Source organism: Sphaerisporangium sp. NPDC088356, assembly GCF_040685555.1.
In the GTDB taxonomy this organism is placed as follows: domain Bacteria; phylum Actinomycetota; class Actinomycetes; order Streptosporangiales; family Streptosporangiaceae; genus Sphaerisporangium.
In genome coordinates this window covers 69,068-86,175 of record NZ_JBFBIK010000016.1, presented here as the reverse complement: position 1 = coordinate 86,175, position 17,108 = coordinate 69,068, and the positions used below count along the sequence as shown (strand labels likewise).

The 17,108-nt window shown below is 67.4% G+C and carries 17 protein-coding genes and 1 pseudogene; 10 read left to right on the top strand and 8 right to left on the bottom strand.

Annotation, left to right across the window (positions count from 1 at the left end; translation table 11 throughout):
• The 5 genes from AB0O34_RS09220 to AB0O34_RS09200 form a co-directional block, all read left to right on the top strand.
• The coding region (locus AB0O34_RS09220) for a BBE domain-containing protein (RefSeq protein ID WP_363914360.1) at nt 1-1,550 on the top strand (1,550 nt) is incomplete at its 5' end.
• Between the two features lie 99 nt (nt 1,551-1,649).
• A complete protein-coding gene (locus AB0O34_RS09215) occupies nt 1,650-2,894 on the top strand; it encodes a cytochrome P450 (RefSeq protein ID WP_363914358.1) in 1,245 nt (414 codons plus the stop codon).
• Between the two features lie 41 nt (nt 2,895-2,935).
• Nucleotides 2,936-3,478, top strand: coding sequence for a dihydrofolate reductase family protein (locus tag AB0O34_RS09210; RefSeq protein ID WP_363914356.1), 543 nt, complete (start codon nt 2,936-2,938; stop codon nt 3,476-3,478).
• Nucleotides 3,479-3,641: 163 nt separating this feature from the next.
• Nucleotides 3,642-4,508, top strand: coding sequence for an LLM class F420-dependent oxidoreductase (locus AB0O34_RS09205; RefSeq protein ID WP_363914354.1), 867 nt, complete (start codon nt 3,642-3,644; stop codon nt 4,506-4,508).
• 82 nt (nt 4,509-4,590) lie between these two features.
• Nucleotides 4,591-5,307: an alpha/beta fold hydrolase gene (locus AB0O34_RS09200; RefSeq protein WP_363914352.1), complete on the top strand. Its 717-nt coding sequence runs from the start codon at nt 4,591-4,593 to the stop codon at nt 5,305-5,307.
• 207 nt (nt 5,308-5,514) lie between these two features.
• Here AB0O34_RS09200 and AB0O34_RS09195 read toward each other — a convergent pair whose 3' ends face one another.
• Nucleotides 5,515-5,964, bottom strand: a complete 450-nt coding sequence (locus AB0O34_RS09195) for an ATP-binding protein (RefSeq protein ID WP_363914350.1) — start codon at nt 5,962-5,964, stop codon at nt 5,515-5,517.
• Nucleotides 5,961-6,227 (bottom strand): hypothetical protein, encoded by a 267-nt coding sequence (locus tag AB0O34_RS09190; RefSeq protein WP_363914348.1) that lies wholly within the window; start codon nt 6,225-6,227, stop codon nt 5,961-5,963. The genes AB0O34_RS09195 and AB0O34_RS09190 overlap by 4 nt, the downstream gene beginning before the upstream one ends.
• Nucleotides 6,228-6,452: 225 nt before the next feature.
• On the opposite strand from AB0O34_RS09190, the gene AB0O34_RS09185 reads away from it, so the two are divergent.
• Nucleotides 6,453-7,274, top strand: a complete 822-nt coding sequence (locus AB0O34_RS09185; protein ID WP_363914346.1) for a helix-turn-helix transcriptional regulator — start codon at nt 6,453-6,455, stop codon at nt 7,272-7,274.
• A complete protein-coding gene (locus tag AB0O34_RS09180; protein ID WP_363914344.1) occupies nt 7,265-7,462 on the top strand; it encodes a DUF397 domain-containing protein in 198 nt (65 codons plus the stop codon). Before AB0O34_RS09185 ends, AB0O34_RS09180 begins: the two co-directional genes overlap by 10 nt.
• Before the next feature lie 304 nt (nt 7,463-7,766).
• On the opposite strand, the gene AB0O34_RS09175 is transcribed toward AB0O34_RS09180, so the two are convergent.
• From AB0O34_RS09175 to AB0O34_RS09165, 3 genes and pseudogenes are all read right to left on the bottom strand, one after another.
• Complete coding sequence (locus tag AB0O34_RS09175) at nt 7,767-8,720, bottom strand: nitroreductase/quinone reductase family protein (RefSeq protein WP_363914342.1); 954 nt, start codon at nt 8,718-8,720, stop codon at nt 7,767-7,769.
• A 305-nt stretch (nt 8,721-9,025) separates the two neighbouring features.
• Nucleotides 9,026-9,184: pseudogene (locus AB0O34_RS09170) on the bottom strand (IS5/IS1182 family transposase); the annotation flags it as partial.
• Between the two features lie 55 nt (nt 9,185-9,239).
• Complete coding sequence (locus AB0O34_RS09165) at nt 9,240-9,770, bottom strand: SRPBCC domain-containing protein (RefSeq protein WP_363914340.1); 531 nt, start codon at nt 9,768-9,770, stop codon at nt 9,240-9,242.
• Between the two features lie 438 nt (nt 9,771-10,208).
• On the opposite strand from AB0O34_RS09165, the gene AB0O34_RS09160 reads away from it, so the two are divergent.
• A complete protein-coding gene (locus tag AB0O34_RS09160; RefSeq protein WP_363914339.1) occupies nt 10,209-11,321 on the top strand; it encodes a methyltransferase domain-containing protein in 1,113 nt (370 codons plus the stop codon).
• 169 nt (nt 11,322-11,490) lie between these two features.
• Nucleotides 11,491-12,150: a transcriptional repressor LexA gene (gene lexA, locus AB0O34_RS09155; RefSeq protein WP_363914337.1), complete on the top strand. Its 660-nt coding sequence runs from the start codon at nt 11,491-11,493 to the stop codon at nt 12,148-12,150.
• A gap of 69 nt (nt 12,151-12,219) precedes the next feature.
• Here lexA and AB0O34_RS09150 read toward each other — a convergent pair whose 3' ends face one another.
• Complete coding sequence (locus AB0O34_RS09150) at nt 12,220-13,458, bottom strand: acyltransferase (protein WP_363914335.1); 1,239 nt, start codon at nt 13,456-13,458, stop codon at nt 12,220-12,222.
• Between the two features lie 459 nt (nt 13,459-13,917).
• Between AB0O34_RS09150 and AB0O34_RS09145 the strand changes: the two genes are divergently transcribed.
• Complete coding sequence (locus AB0O34_RS09145) at nt 13,918-15,165, top strand: acyl-CoA dehydrogenase family protein (protein ID WP_363914333.1); 1,248 nt, start codon at nt 13,918-13,920, stop codon at nt 15,163-15,165.
• Nucleotides 15,166-15,229: 64 nt separating this feature from the next.
• Here AB0O34_RS09145 and AB0O34_RS09140 read toward each other — a convergent pair whose 3' ends face one another.
• Complete coding sequence (locus AB0O34_RS09140) at nt 15,230-16,060, bottom strand: methyltransferase domain-containing protein (RefSeq protein WP_363914331.1); 831 nt, start codon at nt 16,058-16,060, stop codon at nt 15,230-15,232.
• Between the two features lie 131 nt (nt 16,061-16,191).
• Nucleotides 16,192-17,022, bottom strand: a complete 831-nt coding sequence (locus tag AB0O34_RS09135) for a methyltransferase domain-containing protein (protein ID WP_363914329.1) — start codon at nt 17,020-17,022, stop codon at nt 16,192-16,194.
• Nucleotides 17,023-17,108: the final 86 nt, after the last annotated feature.

Below are 17,108 nucleotides of genomic sequence, written 5' to 3'. Positions count from 1 at the left end.
ACCCGACCGGCGCCGGTCTCGCCGGCGAGACCGGCGAGAGGCGTCACGCGGCGTCCGGGTCGTCGACCATCACCCCGGACGACCCCCGCTACCAGAGCATGCTGCGGGGCACCAACCACCGGTTCGTCGGCAGCCCCGACTTCGTGCGCGTGGTCACCTCGACCCAGCAGGTCGTCGACACGGTCAACGAGGCGGTGGCCACCGGGCGGCGGCTCGCGGTGCGGAGCGGCGGGCACGGCCTGGAGGACTTCGTCGCCAACCCCGAGGTCAAGATCCTTCTCGACATCTCGGAGATGCAGGACGTCTATTACGACAGCTCGATGCGGGCCTTCGCCATCGAGTCCGGCGCGATGCTGAGCCACGTCTTCCGCGTGCTGTTCAAGGGCTGGGGGGTGACCATCCCCGCCGGCATGTGCCCCGACGTCGGCGTGGGCGGGCACTTCGCGGGCGGCGGGTTCGGCCCGCTGTCGCGCAGCCTCGGCGCGGTCGTCGACTACCTGTACGCGGTGGAGGTCGTGGTCGTCGGCGAGGACGGGGAGGCGCGCGCGATCGTGGCCACCCGCGAGCCGCGCGACCCGCACCGCGACCTGTGGTGGGCGCACACCGGCGGCGGTGGCGGCAACTTCGGCGTCGTGACCCGCTACTGGATGCGCAGCCCCGACGCGGTCTCCTCCGACCCGGCCGAGCTGCTCCCGAAGGCGCCTTCCGCGACGCGCAGCGGCATCGCCATGTGGTCGTGGAACTCCATGGACAAACAGGCCTTCACCAAGCTGATGCGCAACTTCTTCACCTGGTGCGAGAACAACAGCGCGGCCGGCACACCGCAGGCCCGCCTGTTCCCCTACTTCCACGCCACCCACGCCGACACCCCGCCCGGGATGATGGTCGGCGCCCTCATCGACGAGGGCACGCCCGGCGCGGAGGACCTCATGACGGCCTTCCTCGACGAGTGCGCCGAGGCGATCGGGGTCGAGCCGTCGTTCCGGTTCCAGGAGGTCCAGCCGTGGCTGTACGCGGCGGCCTACCCCGGCTACGGCGACCCGGGCAACCCGGGTGTGCGCCGGTTCAAGATCAAGGCCGCGTACCTTCGCAAGGGGTACACCGACGGCCAGATCGCCGAGATCCACCGGCACCTCACCGCCGAGGTGCACAACCCGACCCAGCTCCTGCTCGTCGGCTACGGCGGCCAGGTGAACACCGTCCCCTCCGATGCCACGGCGACCGCGCAGCGCGACTCCATCCTCAAGGCCGCCTTCCTCGGCGCCTGGGCGAGCCCGGCCCAGGACGACACCAACCTGGCGCTGATGCGGCAGCTGTTCGCCGACGTGTACGCCGGGAGCGGCGGCGTCCCGGGCCCTGACGAGTACAGCGACGGCGCGTACATCAACTATCCCGACGCCGACCTCGCCGACCCCGTGCTGAACACCTCGGGGGTGCCCTGGCACACCTTGTACTACAAGGACAACTACCCGCGGCTCCAGCAGGTCAAGAAGAAGTACGACCCCCGCAACCAGTTCCGGCACTCGCTGTCGATCCGGCTGCCCGAATAACCCGCCTCCCGGGCCTCGCCGGCGTTCCCGGGGAGGCCCGGTCCGATCGTCCGCCTGTACTCGCTGGCGTGCGGGCCAGCGCCGATCTTGGAGACACTCATGGAACAACGCTGCCCAGTCGCCCTCGACATCACCGGCAAGGACATCCACGGCGAGGCCGACAGGCTGCGGGCGCAGGGTCCCGCCACCCAGGTCGAGCTTCCCGGCGGTGTCCTCGTGTGGTACATCAGCAGCCACGCCGTCATCAGGCAACTGCTGACCGACCCCCGGGTGACCAAGAGCGCCCGCAACCACTGGCCGGCGTTCCGCAACGGCGAGATCCCGCCCGACTGGGAGCTCATCAGCTGGGTCGCCATGGACAACATCTCGACCTCCTTCGGCAAGGACCACATGCGCCTTCGGAGGCTGATCGGCAAGGCGTTCACCCCGCGCCGCGTCGAGGCGATCAGGCCGCGCATCGTGGAGCTGACCAACCAGCTCCTCGACGGGCTCGCCGCCACCGAGCCCGGCCAGGTGGTGGACCTGCGCGAGCGCTTCTGCTTCCCGCTGCCCGCGCGGCTGGTCGCCGAGCTGATCGGCATGGACGAGACCGCCCTCGCCAAGACGGCCGTGGTCATCGACATGATGGTCGACACCACCGTCAGCCCCGAGCAGGCCGGCTCGATCCTCGCCGGCTGGCGGGACGCGATGGCCGCGTTCATCGCGGGCAAGCGCGCCAACCCCGGTGAGGACATCACCACCGACCTGATCGCCGCCCGCGACGAGGACGGCTCCCGCCTCAGCGAGGACGAGCTCACCGACACGATCTTCGCGATCCTGGGCGCGGGCTCCGAGACCACGATCAACTTCCTCGACAACGCGACCACCGGCCTGCTCACCCACCCCGAGCAGCGCGAGCTGGTCACCTCCGGCCGGCTTTCGTGGGACAGCGTCATGGAGGAGACCCTGCGGGTGCAGGCGCCCCTCGCCAGCCTGCCGCTGCGCTTCGCCGCCGAGGACATCGAGCTGGACGGCGTCACCATCCCCAAGGGCGACCCGATTCTCGTCAACTACAGCGCGGTGGGACGCGACCCGGAGCTCCACGGCGAGAACGCGGGCAGCTTCGACATCACCCGCGCCGACAAGGAGCACCTGTCCTTCGGCTACGGCCCGCACTACTGCCTCGGCGCGGGGATCGCCCGGCTGATCGGGGCGATCGGCCTGTCGACGCTGTTCGAGCGCTTCCCCGAGCTGACCCTCGCGGTCCCGGCCGACGGGCTGCAGCCGCTGCCGACGTTCATCATGAACGGCCACCGCAGCCTGCCCGTCCTGCTCAGCGCCCGGGTGCCCGCGGACGTGCACTGACGGTCCCTACGTCCGACGATCGGCGATCACCTGGAGGCTCCATGAGGAAGGTCATCCTCGCGCAGTTCGTGACGCTCGACGGCTTCGTCGAGGGCCCCGGCGGGGAGCTGGACTGGAACATCGGCGTCTTCGACAGCGGCATGGAGAGGTACGCGGACGAGCAGATCGCCGGGGTCGACACCCTGCTGCTCGGCCGCAGGACCTACGAGGTGTTCATCGGGTACTGGCCGGAGCAGACCGGTGCGTTCGCCGACAAGATGAACGGCGTCGAGAAGGTCGTCTTCTCCCGCACGCTGGAGAAGACCGGCTGGAACAACTCCAGGATCGCCAGGGACGCCGCCGGAGAGGTCGCGAAGCTGAAGGAGCGGCCCGGCGGCCACATGCTGATCTACGGCAGCGCCGAGTTCGCGCAGACCCTGATGCGGCACGGATTGATCGACGAGTACCGCATCTGGGTGCACCCCGTCGTGCTCGGCGAGGGCAGGCCGCTGTTCGCCGGCCTCAAGGAGCGCGTCGGCCTCAAGCTCGTGGAGACCCGGACGTTCGACTCCGGGGTCTGCGTGCTGCGCTACAAGGCGGCGTAGAGCCCGCGCAACCTGAAAGATGTCCCCCCGGATTCCCGGAGGCGACCATTGAGGTTCGCGACGGGCCGCCCGCCGCGGTGACCAGCCCCGGAGCCGTACGGCTCCGGGGGTGACAGGCAGTGGTATCGACAGCCGATGGGAGGCTGGCGTGAAGGTTGGCTTGGTGATCGGGGATTTCGCCTGGGAGGGCGGAACCACCCGGATTGCGAACACGCTGGTAGAAATCGCACAGACCGCCGATGACACCGGGTTCTCGCTGATCGGCGTCGGCGACCATGTCTGGCAGGGCCCGCACGCGGGCGGCCCGGAGGCGCCGCAACTGGAGTGCTTCACGACGCTCGCCCTGCTCGCCGCCCACACGCGGCGCTGCCTGCTCGCCCCGGTGATGGCGGGCGTCCACTTCCGTGAGCCGGGCGTGCTCGCCAAGACGGTGACGTCCCTGGACGTCCTGTCCGGCGGGCGGGCCATGCTCGGCATCGGCGTCGGCTGGGACGAGGACGAGGCCCGCGGGCTCGGCATCCCGTACCCCTCCCTCGCCGAGCGCTTCGAAAGGCTTGAGGAGACGGTCCAGATCTGCCTTCGCATGTGGGACGGCGAGCAGGGCGACGAGCGTCCCTTCGATGGGGCGCACTACCGGCTCGAACGGCCGCTGAACCTGCCGCAGAGCATCACCCGTCCCCACCCGCCCATCATGATCGGCGGTGGCGGCGAGAAGAAGACCCTGCGCCTGGTGGCGCGCTACGCCGACGCCTGCAACCTCTACCCGGGTCCCGACCTGCCCGCCAAGCTGGACGTGCTGCGCGGGCACTGCGAGGCCGAGGGCCGCGACTACGACGCGATCGAGAAGACGGTCATCTTCCCGTTCGACGTCGGCGACGAAGGCGCCAAGGCCGGCGAGCTGGCCGGGATGCTGCGCGGGCTCGGCGAGCTCGGCGTGCGGACCGCGATGGGCATCGTGTCCGGCCCGGACCCGGTGCGGCAGGTGGAGATCATCGGCAAGCGGGTCATCCCCGCCGTGGCCGACGCCTAGAAACGACCGTAAGAGAGCACGCGTAGAGATGATCGTAAGAGAGCACGCGCGACGCGCGAAGTCGGGAGCATGGACGGCCTACATGCGGGCCGCCAAGGGAGAGCCCGAGGGGCGCGTCGTCATCTTCCCCCATGGCGGGGCGGGGCCCAACGTCCTGTCGCCGCTGCTGGCCGGCCTGCCCCAGGAGTACGACGTCCTCGGCGTCACGCTGCCGGGCAGGGAACGCCGCTTCAGCGAGGGCTTCGCCGAGACGCCCGCGAATCCCGCGGTGGTGGTGAACGGGATCATGGAGGAACTGGCGCGGCTGCCGGTACGTCCCACGGTCTTCTTCGCCCACAGCATGGGCGTGGCGGTCGCGGTCGCCGTCGCCCTCGCCGACCCCGGGCTGCGCGCCAGGCTCGTCCTGAGCGCGCACCCGCCGGGTGGGACCAAGGTCCAGCAGGCCGCGGAGTACGACGACGAGACCCTGCTCGCCATCATCGAGCAGGGCGGGGGAACCCCGGCCGAGATCCTGGAGAATCCGTTCTGGCGCGAGTACGTGCTCGGCCTTCTGCGTTCCGACCTCGCCCTGGCGGCCCGGCTGGTGCGGCAGAACCTCACCGGGCGGCTCTCGGTACCGCTGACCGTGCTGGGCGGGGACCGTGACGAGCTCGTGAAGGTGGAGGATCTGCTGCCCTGGGAGGCGAGGACGGACGCGGGGGCGCGGATGCGGGTGTTCCCCGGCGGCCATTTCTACCTCCTGGACGAGGCCAACCGCGACGCCGTCGCCAACGAGATCGTCCTCGCCGCGAAACGCTGAACGCGTTCGGGGTGGTTTGTGCCTGAGGGGAGACGCCTTCGGCAGGACCGGCGGACGGCACCGTTTGGCGAACCACGCCCGAAGGCGCGTACGCCGACCCGGACGAGCGGTTCGCGTACGGCCTTGACCGCCTACTCGACGGCATCGCCGCGAGCCTCTGAGGGCCGTCCCGCACCTGCCGGCCAAAGAAGCCGGATGAACCTTTCCTTACGCACGCTCTGGGCGAGCGACGCCGGTACGCCCGGCGACGGAACTCACGGTCGCGATCTCGAACCACACCGCGCGTCCCGCTTGGTCTTCTCGCACCCCCCACGACGAGGCGATCTGGTCGACCAGCCACAGTCCCCGCCCGCCCTCTCCGTCGGCGTTCGCCCGCTGAACACGCGGCGCGTGATCGGAGGACCCCTCGTCGATCACCTCGACCCGCAACGCGTGACCGGTGTGGGCCACCACCACCCTCACCACCCCGGACTTCCAGCGTCCGGAGTCCGAATGCCGCGCGGCGTTGGCGAACAGCTCGCTCACCAGTAGCTCCACCTCGTCCACCTCCCGCCACCCCGCCGCGCCCAGCAGCTCCCGGACGTACGCGCGCGCCGACGAGGCCGAGGCCGGCGTACCCGGGAGGTCGATGGAGCCGAGCAGCCCCGCCGTCCTCACTGCGCCACCTCCCACAGCCGCTCGGCCGCCTCGCCCGCGAGCGCGCGTACCCGCTGATCGCGGCCCCGGCCCCAGGTGAAGAACCACGTGCCGTTCCGCACCAGAGCCATGACCCTGAGCGGACCCGACGGCCGGGTGACCAGCAGAACCGGCTCCTTCCGGCTCGGCAGATCGACCGCGGCGTCCAGGCCCCGCTTGTGCAGATCCCACGCCAACCGGACAAGATGAATGAATTGCTCTTCCTGTCCATTGTGCGCTTTCATTGGAAAGCCTCCTGAATCCTCGCCTATTCGTGATATCCGGGGCGCCGAATCTTGTTCAGTTGTGATCGGCATCGCGATACCCCTCACTTGTCGGGAAATTGCCCTTCCAAGCGTGCAGGTGAGGCGGTAGTTTAAAAAGAGAAACAGCCTCACGGTCTCACCACAATGCAGGTGAGATCTTGGCCAGATTAGTGAGACGGTGTGAGACCATAGGAGAAGAAGGACATGCCTAACCCGATCCAGATCAACCCGGACGAATCCCCCCAGGCCCGCTTCGCCTATGAGCTACGCGAGCGGCGGCTTCAATCCGGCTGGACCCAGCTGAAACTGGCACGCATGCTCACCGTGTCGGTCAGCACGGTAGGCATGCTGGAGACGCTCCGGCGCCGGCCCGACCGAAGGTTCGCCGACGCCTGCGACAAAGCGTTCAAACTCGACGGCGTCTTCCGCGAGCTCTGGAAGGAGACGAGATGGGAGTCGGCTCCCGAGCACTTCCGAAATTTCATGGAGCTGGAGACGCAAGCCTCCGCGCTGCAAATCTGGGATCCTCTCCTGGTTCCCGGACTGTTCCAGACCGAGTCATATGCCAGGCGAATCTTCGAGGACGAGCCGGGGATCACGCCCGAGTTGGTAGAACAGCGCGTCGCCAACCGGATGCAGCGTCAGGGCATCCTGGCAAGAGAGAAGGCTCCCATTATCTGGAGCCTCATAGACGAAGGTGTGCTCCATCGGCCCATGGGTGAAGCGGATACGATGCGGGAGCAGTTGGGGCGGCTCCTGGATGTGGCCGGCCATCCACGAGTGACGATCCAAGTCGTCCCCTATGCCGCGTGGTCCGCGGTCGGCCTCCAGGCGTCTTTCACTATTGCCGAGCTACGTGGGGCACCGTATAGCGTGTATGTCGAGAGCGCACCGCGCGGCCTCACCGTGGGAGACCGTGAGACCATAACGGCCCTGGTAGGGCGCTATGACGCCCTACGGGCTGCGGCCTTCCCACAGAATCTATCGCTCGGCATCATCAAGGAAGTGATGGCGCAATGGACCTGAGTAAGGCGGAATGGCGTAAGTCCTCCTGGTCTAGTGGCGACGGCGGAACATGCGTAGAGGTGGCCTCCAACCTGCCCGGCATCGTCGCGGTCCGTGACAGCAAGAATCCCGATGGCCCCGCCCTTGTCTTCACCCCCACCCAATGGCGCGCGTTCCTCCAGGGCACGAGGACCGGAGAGCTCGCCTGACTCGATCAGCATCGACTGCCCCGCCAGGTGGCGAACAGAGATGCCCGATCGCTTCGGCGGTCGGGCATCGTCATCCTTCTCGGGAACACTTCAATCGGGAGTGGGGCTATGGGGCGGCGGGTTGCGGCTAGGGCCTGTTCCTGGTTGAGATCTCGATTTTCGGATTTCGCTCCTCTTCGCGGTTGGGCAACCCCCGCTCGAAGACAACTCAATGCCTGCTATCGAGGGAGGACGGAACCGGAATTCCCGGGCCGCGGCGTCCCCCGGCCGAGGAAGGGATCGGCCCGGGGACGCTGGTGGATGATCAGCCGAAGTTGGGAGCCAGGGCTGTGGCGTTGAGCGCCGTCACGATCGTCTCCTCTTCGTATCTGAAGTGGGCCTCCAGCTGGCTCGCCAGCCGCTCCAGGTCGGCGCGCAGCTGCACGGGGTCGGTTTCGCCGGGTACGAAGCTGTCGACGAGCTGCTGGATGTCCTCCTGCAGCCGCGCCACCATCTTGTGCTCCTCGCCGAGCTGCGCCAGCGCCGGAGCAAGTGCGGGGAACTGCTTGGCCAGCATTGGGAACATGGCCATGTCTTCGCCGCCGTGATGCTTCTTCAGCGCCCCGCAGAAGTTGAGGCAGTGGGCGCGCATCTGCTGGGCGAGGTCCGGCCGAGTCCGCTCGATAGTGTCGGCGCCACCCTCGACCACCTGATCCGCCTGGGCGCGGAGCGTCTCGAGCTCCTTGCGCAGCCAGTCGTGCACCTCAACGATCCAGTCGCCCATGCCCTTGACCCGCTCCTCGCCGGGCCTGGGGCCGATCCGATGCAGTACCACGACCGGGATCTCCCGGGTCGTCTTGGCCTGGTGGTCGGCGTACCCCGGTGCCTCGGTGATCACGCGGTCGAAGAGCTTGTCACGCTCCTGGGCCGGCGGGATGGCGGCGATCGCCTGGTAGGTGTCTGTACCCGTCTCGACCGTCACGATCGGGTTCTTGCGGATGTTGTGGTACCACGCGGGGTGCTTGTCGGCGCCATTCGCGGACGCGACGACGATCCCTTTTCCGTCGAATTCGAGGTACCCCAGCATACTCTCCCGGCGTAGGCCGCTCTTGGCTCCGACGGTCGTCAGCACGGCCAATGTCCAGCCCTCGAACATGCCGCTCATCTTTCCGCTGTTCGCCCGAAACTCGTCGATGACCTGACGCTGGAAGTCATTGACGTCGAAGCCCGCCCACGTATCGGCCGACGCTTCCCAGGTCTCGGCCTGTTCCTTGCTCATGTACTGCCTTTCCGTGTCGATTGCTCACGAAGAAGGGCCACGCCACCGGAAATCGACACAGAAATACCCCGCATGCTTACGCAGTGAAGATGGGCGCAGCAATCCCAGACAGGGATTGACGAGCTGCGAGAGACGGAACGTGCCGACCTCTGTAATGGCTGAGTAGCCGCTACCTCCATGCGTAGGCCCATACGGGGCTCATTCGGAGCCTAACACCATCTCCGCTGATCGAGCTACGTCACTTTGTCGGTCGCAACCGGGATCCTGTGGAGCGAAGTTGGGGCCGATCTCAGGTCAGCTAGAGATCACCCGGTGGGCTGGAGGCTGCGGATCCAGATGAGGAAACCACGCAGGTAGAGTCCGGCGAGGTAACTGGCGGAGGTCTTGTCGTAGCGAGTTGCGAGGCCCCGCCAGTCTTTCATCTTGTTGATGCAACGCTCCACGCTGTTGCGCTCCTTGTACAGATCGGCGTCGTGGCTGACCAGACTGAACTTCCAGCCCCCGTAACCCAGCCCTCCTTCAGCTCGGGACGTTACCGCTCTGCTCCGCGCGACCGCCGGAGCACAGCTCGTCGAGCCGCTCCAATGTTTTCGTCATGCTTTCGATCCACCAGATACGACCGTTGTGCACCTCGGTGCGCTTGTTCTCAGGCAGACGGGAACTGTCGAAGATCTCCGTCACGATCGTCGCCTCGTCGCCTTGGGGAGCCAGGTCAAAGATCCACCGATGCCCCCACCGGCGCTCGGTGGAGGATGCGTCCGGATGGCTGCGCCCCGGTTTCGGCTCCCAACCGATGCGCCGGTTTGGTTCGTACTCCACGACGTGGTTATTCATCTCGTAGTCACCGTGCTGCCAGTAGTGCATCTTCATAACGAAGACATCCCCGACGTTCGAGATCACTCCATCGGAGACAGCCCCTCGCAACATCCCGGAACCATCCAGGTCGAGGTGCCTCGTGGGGTTTGTCAGGATCCGGAAGATGTCGCCCGCCGGAGCCTCGATCCGCCGAGATACCGCTACGGGTTCGTCGACCTCGCCCACCATCAGCACGCCTCCCCTGGTCGCAGCGCATGAGTTTGACACCGTGCTGATACTAGGCCGGAGGTGTGACAAACAGGCCGACCAGACTGGCCGATCAGATCGGCAAGGCCGCTGCTAGGCCCGTAACCCTCGCTGTTAAAGTCCTGTAGTTGTTCGGCTCCTGCGTGTATAAGGCTTCTTTTCCCTTCCGGTCGCTGTCGGGAGTCTGTGTCCGAATTCGTTTGGATGAATATGGCACAAATTTCGCAACCCCTTGTCGTATTCGGCTGGCCGAATTACGATCAGCCTGCGAGTTGGCCCGAAAAGAAGAGCGCGGACGGAAGGCGATCAATCAATGGGCAAGCACGACGGCGACAAGCCATCGGACAAGCCGGTGGAGAAGCCGAAACCGAACTCGGATGGAGCCCGTCCCGACCAGCCCGGCCAGCATGAGAAGCCGGGGAAGAAGTGAGCGTTGATCAGCGCATCACCGCCCTCGCTGATCGACTGACAGACCTGGATGAGAGTTGGCGGGGCGTGTTTCACGCTGTGCCGCGTCACATGTTCGTCCCCGACAGAGCATGGTGCGATGCTGTCGACGGCCCTGGCCATCTCATTGACCGGGGAGCCGATCCCGAGGCGTGGATGGACGCCGTATATTCCAATGCGGCGATCATCACGCAGCTCGACGACGGTGCGACCGAAATAGCGGAAGGGAAAGGTGACTACACCTCTTCGTCGTCCTCGCCGGTCGTCGTGGCGGCAGCCTTGGGATTGCTCGATCCCTTTGACGGCGATGAAGTCCTGGAGATCGGCACGGGCACGGGCTGGACGGCGGGATTACTGGCGCATCGACTTGGAGACGAGAATGTGACCAGTATCGAAATCGATCAGGCTGTGCTCTCCACGGCGACCGAGAACCTGAGAAGGGCCGGACACGCGCCTCGGCTGGTTCAAGGGGACGGCGCTGTGGGATGGGCCGAGGGCGCGCCATACGACCGCATACATGTCACCTGTGGCGTGTGTGAGGTGCCGTACGCCTGGGTGGAACAGACCCGTCCCGGTGGGGTGATCGTGCTCCCGTGGACGCCCCGGTGGGAAGGCGGCTACCTGACCGTGCTCACCGCGGCCGGAGACGGCACGGCCGTTGGAAGGTTCTACGGTGGCGTCGGGTTCATGCTGCTTCGGTCACAGCGATGGGATCTCCCCCAGCTTGAGGGAAGCTACCGGAAGTCCTCGACGCACCTCGATCCGCGTCGGGTGGTGCGTACCTCCACCGGGGCCGATATAGCCGTGGCTGGACTGTTGCCGGAGGTGTACGGCGCACATGCGGACCAGGAGGGCGGCGAATTCCACCTGTCACTGTGGTCGGAGGATTCCGACGCCCAAGTGCACTACGCGCCCGATTACAAGGCCGTGGCGGTCCTCCAGCGGGGACCGCGCGATCTGTGGGACGAGGTGGAGGCCGCCTATCTGCGGTGGGTCTCCTGGGGCACGCCATCCAAAGCCCGGTTCGGGATGACGGTCACCCCCGAAGGCCAACACGTCTGGCTGGACTCTCCAGACAACGCGATCGCGTAGCGAACCGCATGCGAGGTCAGACCATCCTCGCTCGCGAGAAGTCCCGCTGGTCGCGGCGGGCACCTCGCCGCGACCCCGATCGCGCTGGGCCTGTACGTGGCCTACAACGTGGCGGCCGCGAGGGGATCAAGCCGCCCACACAAAGGCTCCGGCCTCTAGCATTTCGCAGGTGACCACCTACGACGATCCTGACAGCTTCGAGTACCTGGACTTCTCCTCACTGCCGCAGCGCCAGCAGCGGATCCTGGCGACGATCCAAGACTGGGTGGTCAGGTACGGGTATCCGCCGAGCACACGCCAGATCGGCGACGCGGTCGGGCTGCGGTCGTCCTCATCGGTGTCGAAACACCTGAAGAGCCTGGAGGACAAGGGGTTCCTCCGCCGGGGCACGACGATGACCCGGCCGATCGACGTGCGTCTGTTCCTGCGAGGCTCGGCGCCGGAACCGGCCGCCGGCTTGGTGACCGTGCCCGTGGTCGGAGACATCGCCGCGGGCAGTCCCATCGTGGCCGAACAGCACGTGGACGACATGCTGACCCTGCCCCGCGACCTCACCGGGCGCGGCAGTGTGTTCGGTCTGCGTGTACGGGGCGATTCGATGATCGACGCCGCGATCTGCGATGGCGACATCGTGGTGGTACGGCAGCAGCCCGAAGCGCACTCGGGCCAGATCGTCGCCGCGATGATCGATGGCGAGGCCACCGTCAAGGTGTACCGTCGGCGCGACGGGCACATCTACCTCGAACCACGCAACCCCGCCTACGACATCATCGACGGTGACGACTCAGTGGTGCTGGGCATCGTGGTCTCGGTCCTTCGCAGCATCTGACCTGGCGCGTGCGTGCGGCCGCCGGTGGTGAGTGCCGGCGGCCGGGGGGGTTGCCTGTGGTGGGGACGGTCAGGGTGCGGGGGTCGGTGCCGTCGATGCGGACGGGGTGGCGGACTGGACGGGTGCCTCGGAAGCGTCGGCGGGCGGGCCCTCGATGGGGGGCGGGGGAAGCGCGCCGGAACGGGGGCGGCGCTTCGACGAGGCGAAGCGCTTCATGATCGGATCCTCGACCAGGTTGAACAGCAGCCACGACAGGCCGAGCGTGATCGCGAACAGCACGCCGAGCATGAGGAACCCGACCGGCGTGCTCCAGCCCTTGGGCGAGCCGAACCACTGGCGGGCGTAGATCAGGATCAGGTAGTGCCACATGTAGAAGGCGTACGACCACTCGCCCAGCTTGACCATGGGGCGGCTGCCGATCCAGTTCGTGTTGCCCTTGGCGTCCGCGACGGCCCCGGCGGCGATGATCAGGCCGAGGGGGACGATCGAGGTGGCGACCACGTTGTAGCTCAGCGGGAAGAGCGGCGACAGCGCGTACAGCGCGATGCCGAGCGCCAGCGAGCCGCCGAGGCCCATCGGGAGCTTCCTGCCGGTCATCACGATCCGGGCCAGGACCATGCCGAAGATGAACTCCAGCATGCGGGTCGGCGGGAACTGCATGACGAACCACATCTCCGACTCGGTCATGCCGAAGCCGGGGATGGGCGGCTGGCTGGGCAGCAGCATGGACAGCAGCGGGACCGCGAAGATCGCCGCCACGACGACGCCCGCCCACGCCCAGAGCCGCTCGGGCCGGATCCGGCCGATGTAGCGGGCCAGCAGCGGGAAGCACAGATAGAACAGCGCCTCACATGACAGCGACCAGGCCGGCGAGTTGAAGGCGATCCTGATGTCCATCGTGGGGAAGTACGACTGCAGCAGCAGGAAGTGCACCAGCGCGACCTTGCCGTCGATGGCCGTCTTGGCCACCACGGCGACCAGGATCAGGGCGGCGATGAGGGTGATCGCGTAGTTCGGGTAGATCTTCAGGAAGCGGCGCCGCAGGAACGTCCTCGGGGTGTCCGAGGCGCGCTGGGCGTAGGTGAGGACGAAGCCACTGAGGATGAAGAAGTAGCAGACCGCCGCCCAGCCGCCCTGGATGACCAGCATCGAGTACGTGTTGGTGAAATCGGCGGAGGCGAACAGGTTGGCGCCCAGGGCGTGGGTCAGGAACACCATGGCTGCGGAGATGAACCGCATTCCGGTCAGCGACGGAAGCCGGGACGGCAGGGGTACGGGACGGGACCCGACGGGTTTCGACAACTCCACCAATTTGACGCACCTTCTCACGTTCTGGCCGGCTCAGGCCGATCGACGGGCGTCCCCGGCTGTTGTCGCGTGGTCAGGGAGCCGCCCTGCATCGATCGGCAGGTCTTGACCTTTGCATCCCGGGGGACCCCGCGCATTTCCCAAAATGCGGTGTTTCCCGGGCGGCACGCGGGAAAAGGCACAGCGCATTCCAGGAGATGCCCCGCCCGGCCGGTGCGAGTGAGGCTTGGTCGTAAGGCCGGATGTGCGGAAAAGGCCGTGCGACCGGATGACCGCCACCATTTCGGGGGTGCGTCTTCCCCGTCCGGAAGGAATCGTCGCCTCCTGGGGACGGCGGGCCGGTGGTGACGGACGCGTCATGGACGGTGAGCCGCCGCACGTGCGCGGCGTCGCCGCGCACGCGGAGAAGTCACGGGCCACTGTCCCCGTCACCCATTCGAGATAAGGACCTGCGCAGCGATGGCAGTAGCCACGAATGTTTCCGAGTACGGAGTCGTCTTCCCGCCAGAGCCCGGGCTCACGCCCGCAGAGATCATCGCGCGGGCCGAGGCCATCGCACCGACGCTGGTCGCCCGCCAGGCCGAGACCGAGGAACGTACGTTCTACGCGCCGGACACCCACGAGGAGTTCCTGAAGGCCGGCTTCTACCGGATCCTCGTCCCGCGGCGTTACGGCGGCTACGAGTTCGGCGTCGAGACCTTCATGCGGGTGACGATGGCCCTCACCCGGGGGTGCCCCTCGACCGGCTGGATGTACTGCCTGGGACACGCGCACGCGCTCATGGCCGCCTCGCTGTTCGGCGAGCGGGCGCAGGCCGAGCTGTTCGAGGACGGCGACTTCATCTGCCCCGCCACGGTGATGCCGAGCGGCACCACCGAGCGCACCCCCGACGGCGACTGGCTGCTCAGCGGCACCTGGAGATACTGCTCCGGCTCGCCGTACGCCACCCACTTCATCGGCCACACGCTGGTGTCCCCCGCCGAGGGGGAGCCGCCGGCGCCGATGCTGTTCGTCGCCCCGCGCAGCCAGTGGAGGCGCCTTAACGACTGGGGCGGGCAGCTCGGCCTCAAGGGCAGCGGCTCGCACAGCATCGTCATGGAGAACGGGCTGGTCCCGGCCCGCTACACCCTCCCCGTGCACGTCAGCCAGGTCACCGTCACCGACGGTACCCCCGGGCGCGACCTGCACGACAACCCCCTGTACGGCGGCGGCCAGCTCAGTTTCATGGTCATCGAGGACGCGATCCTCGCCGTGGGGATGGCGCTCGGCGCGTTGGACGCGTACGAGGAGCTGATGCGCACCCGCACCACCGCGTTCCCCCCGACCATGACCCGCGCCGAGGCCCCGGACTACCAGTTCTGGTACGGCGAGGCGGCCGGCATGATCGCCACCGGGCAGGCGGCCGTCTTCAACGCCGTCCAGCAGTGGGGCGAGGCCACGGCCCAGGGCGCGGCGGCGGTCACCAAGGAGCAGGAGCTGCGGATCGCCGCGATCTGCCACGAGGTGGTGAAGCTCTGCTGGCACGCGGTCGAGAACTTCCTGTTCCCCACCGCCGGCTCCAGCGCCGTCCGCGAGGGGGAGCGCATCGAGCGGGTCTGGCGTGACATGTCCATGTTCCACAGCCACGCCGGCTTCGCGGTCTTCCTGTCCACCATCGCCAAACGCGAGCTCGCCAAGGCGCACTTCGGCATTGCCGACGAGCACTGAGGCCGCGAATACCCTGCCGGCCGTGCCCACCGAAGAAGCTGGGCACGGCCGGCAGAGCTTTGCGTCAGGCAGGCCTGCGGGCGACGGCGATGAGGTAGCCCACCTGCGGGAGCAGCCCGACCGGGTTGCGGAAGACCTCCAGCAGGCCGGAGACCTCCTGGCCGTACCGCTCGACCATCTCGTCGTGACGCTCGTTCACCGCGTCGTACACCCGCCAGGCCGTCTTCTTGGTGTGCTCGCTGATGTCGGTCAGCTCGACCACCTCAAGGCCGGACTCGGCGACCAGCGCGCGGTAGGCCTCCTGCTCCAGCAGGGAGCCGGACAGCATCTCCTCCATGTGCGTTTCCACGGTGCGCCTGGCGTCCTCGCTCAACGGACCGTGCTGGAGCAGGTCGGTGACGACGACGCGGCCACCCGGGCGCAGCACGCGGCGGATCTCGCGCAGGGTCGGGACGCGGTCCATGTGCATCAGGGCCTCGAAGACCCACACGACGTCGAAGGACCCGTCGGCGTAGGGCAGCGCCAGCACGTCGGCGTTCTCGAAGCTCACCCGGTGGTCCAGGCCTCTGGCCCGCGCACGGCGGTTGGCCTCGTCGATCTGCGACTGGTTGTTGGAGATGCCGACGATCTCGGCCGGCGTCGACTCCGCCAGCCGGAAGGTCGAGGTGCCGATGCCGCACCCCACGTCCAGCACTCTGCCGCCCTGCCCGAGCCCCGACTTCTCGATGAGCAGGTCGGTCAGGCGGTCGGTGGCGACCTGGTTGGAGCTCTCGTCGTCCTCCGAGAGCCAGTACCCGTGGTGGAAGTTCTCGTTCCACAGCTCCACAAGGATCAGGTTGGAGACGTCGTAGAACTCCGAGGTCCGCTCGGGCCCGTTCAATGGCTCTGTGCTCATGTGCGGCTCCGCTGGTTCGCTCGATGGGGGGATGCGACGGACCGCGGGCGTCGACGACCGCGGTCATCACCGTGCCCCCCGCGCGCCGGGCATGGGGGGACGAGGTTCCCGGGCGCGAGCTGGAGGGGACGTCAGCGCAGCGGCTTGCGGGCGGAGAGGATCACGTAGCCGATCTGGTCCTTCCTCGGGGCGAAGAAGCCCAGGTGCCTACGCGAGAACTCCGCCAGGGCCTCCTCGCCGAACTTCTCGACGATCGTGTCCCTCTGGTCCATCGCGGACTTGATGTACTTCGACTTCTTGCCGAACACCCTCGGACCGCACTGGGTGTACTCCTCTACCTCGAACCCCGCGCTCAGCGCGTGCTCGATCCACTCCGCCAGCGTGGGCAGCTCGCGGAGCTTGAGGGTGTCCATGAACTTCTCAACCCTCGCGGGCTCGGCCGCCGACTCCAGGCTGAAGTCGGAGAACGAGATGCGGCCCCCCGGGCGTAGCACCCGGTACAGCTCCCGCAGCACCTGGCCGAGGTCCTGGGCGTTCTGCAGCGACTCCAGCGCGAGCACGGCGTCGAACGAGCCGTCCGGGTAGGACAGGTTCATGTAGTCGCCGTATTCGAAGCTCACCAGGTCGCTCACGCCGGTGGCCGCGGCCCGCTCGTTGGCCTTGTCGATCTCGAAGGCGCTCACCGTGATGCCGGTGACGTGCACGCCGAAGTTCTTGGCCAGGTAGACGGCCGTCTCGCCCGGCCCGCATCCGGCGTCCAGCACGCGCTCGCCGGGGCGCAGGCCGAGGGTGTCGGTCACCTTGCGGCTGATCCGGTGGACGGCGTCCTTGAGCGGAGTGTCGTCCTCGTTGTCGAACCAGTACCACATGTGCAGCTGACCGTTGCGGAACTCGTCTCCGATGGGAGAGCGCTCGTCGTAGTGCGTGCCGATATCCGCTGGGTCGATCAAATCCCTGGTCATTAATCCGACACTCCAATCGACTGGCCTCACACGCCGTACCGAAAACCGAACACGCTCTACCGAAAGCGAGAACGCCCGCGATGAGC

Coding starts and splice junctions, on each gene's coding strand:
- AB0O34_RS09180 (WP_363914344.1), top strand. CDS start 7,265: ATGGACCTGAGTAAGGCGGAATGGCGTAAGTCCTCCTGGTCTAGTGGC.
- AB0O34_RS09135 (WP_363914329.1), bottom strand. CDS start 17,022: ATGACCAGGGATTTGATCGACCCAGCGGATATCGGCACGCACTACGAC.
- AB0O34_RS09140 (WP_363914331.1), bottom strand. CDS start 16,060: ATGAGCACAGAGCCATTGAACGGGCCCGAGCGGACCTCGGAGTTCTAC.
- AB0O34_RS09145 (WP_363914333.1), top strand. CDS start 13,918: ATGGCAGTAGCCACGAATGTTTCCGAGTACGGAGTCGTCTTCCCGCCA.
- AB0O34_RS09215 (WP_363914358.1), top strand. CDS start 1,650: ATGGAACAACGCTGCCCAGTCGCCCTCGACATCACCGGCAAGGACATC.
- AB0O34_RS09185 (WP_363914346.1), top strand. CDS start 6,453: ATGCCTAACCCGATCCAGATCAACCCGGACGAATCCCCCCAGGCCCGC.
- AB0O34_RS09175 (WP_363914342.1), bottom strand. CDS start 8,720: ATGAGCAAGGAACAGGCCGAGACCTGGGAAGCGTCGGCCGATACGTGG.
- AB0O34_RS09210 (WP_363914356.1), top strand. CDS start 2,936: ATGAGGAAGGTCATCCTCGCGCAGTTCGTGACGCTCGACGGCTTCGTC.
- AB0O34_RS09200 (WP_363914352.1), top strand. CDS start 4,591: ATGCGGGCCGCCAAGGGAGAGCCCGAGGGGCGCGTCGTCATCTTCCCC.
- AB0O34_RS09190 (WP_363914348.1), bottom strand. CDS start 6,227: ATGAAAGCGCACAATGGACAGGAAGAGCAATTCATTCATCTTGTCCGG.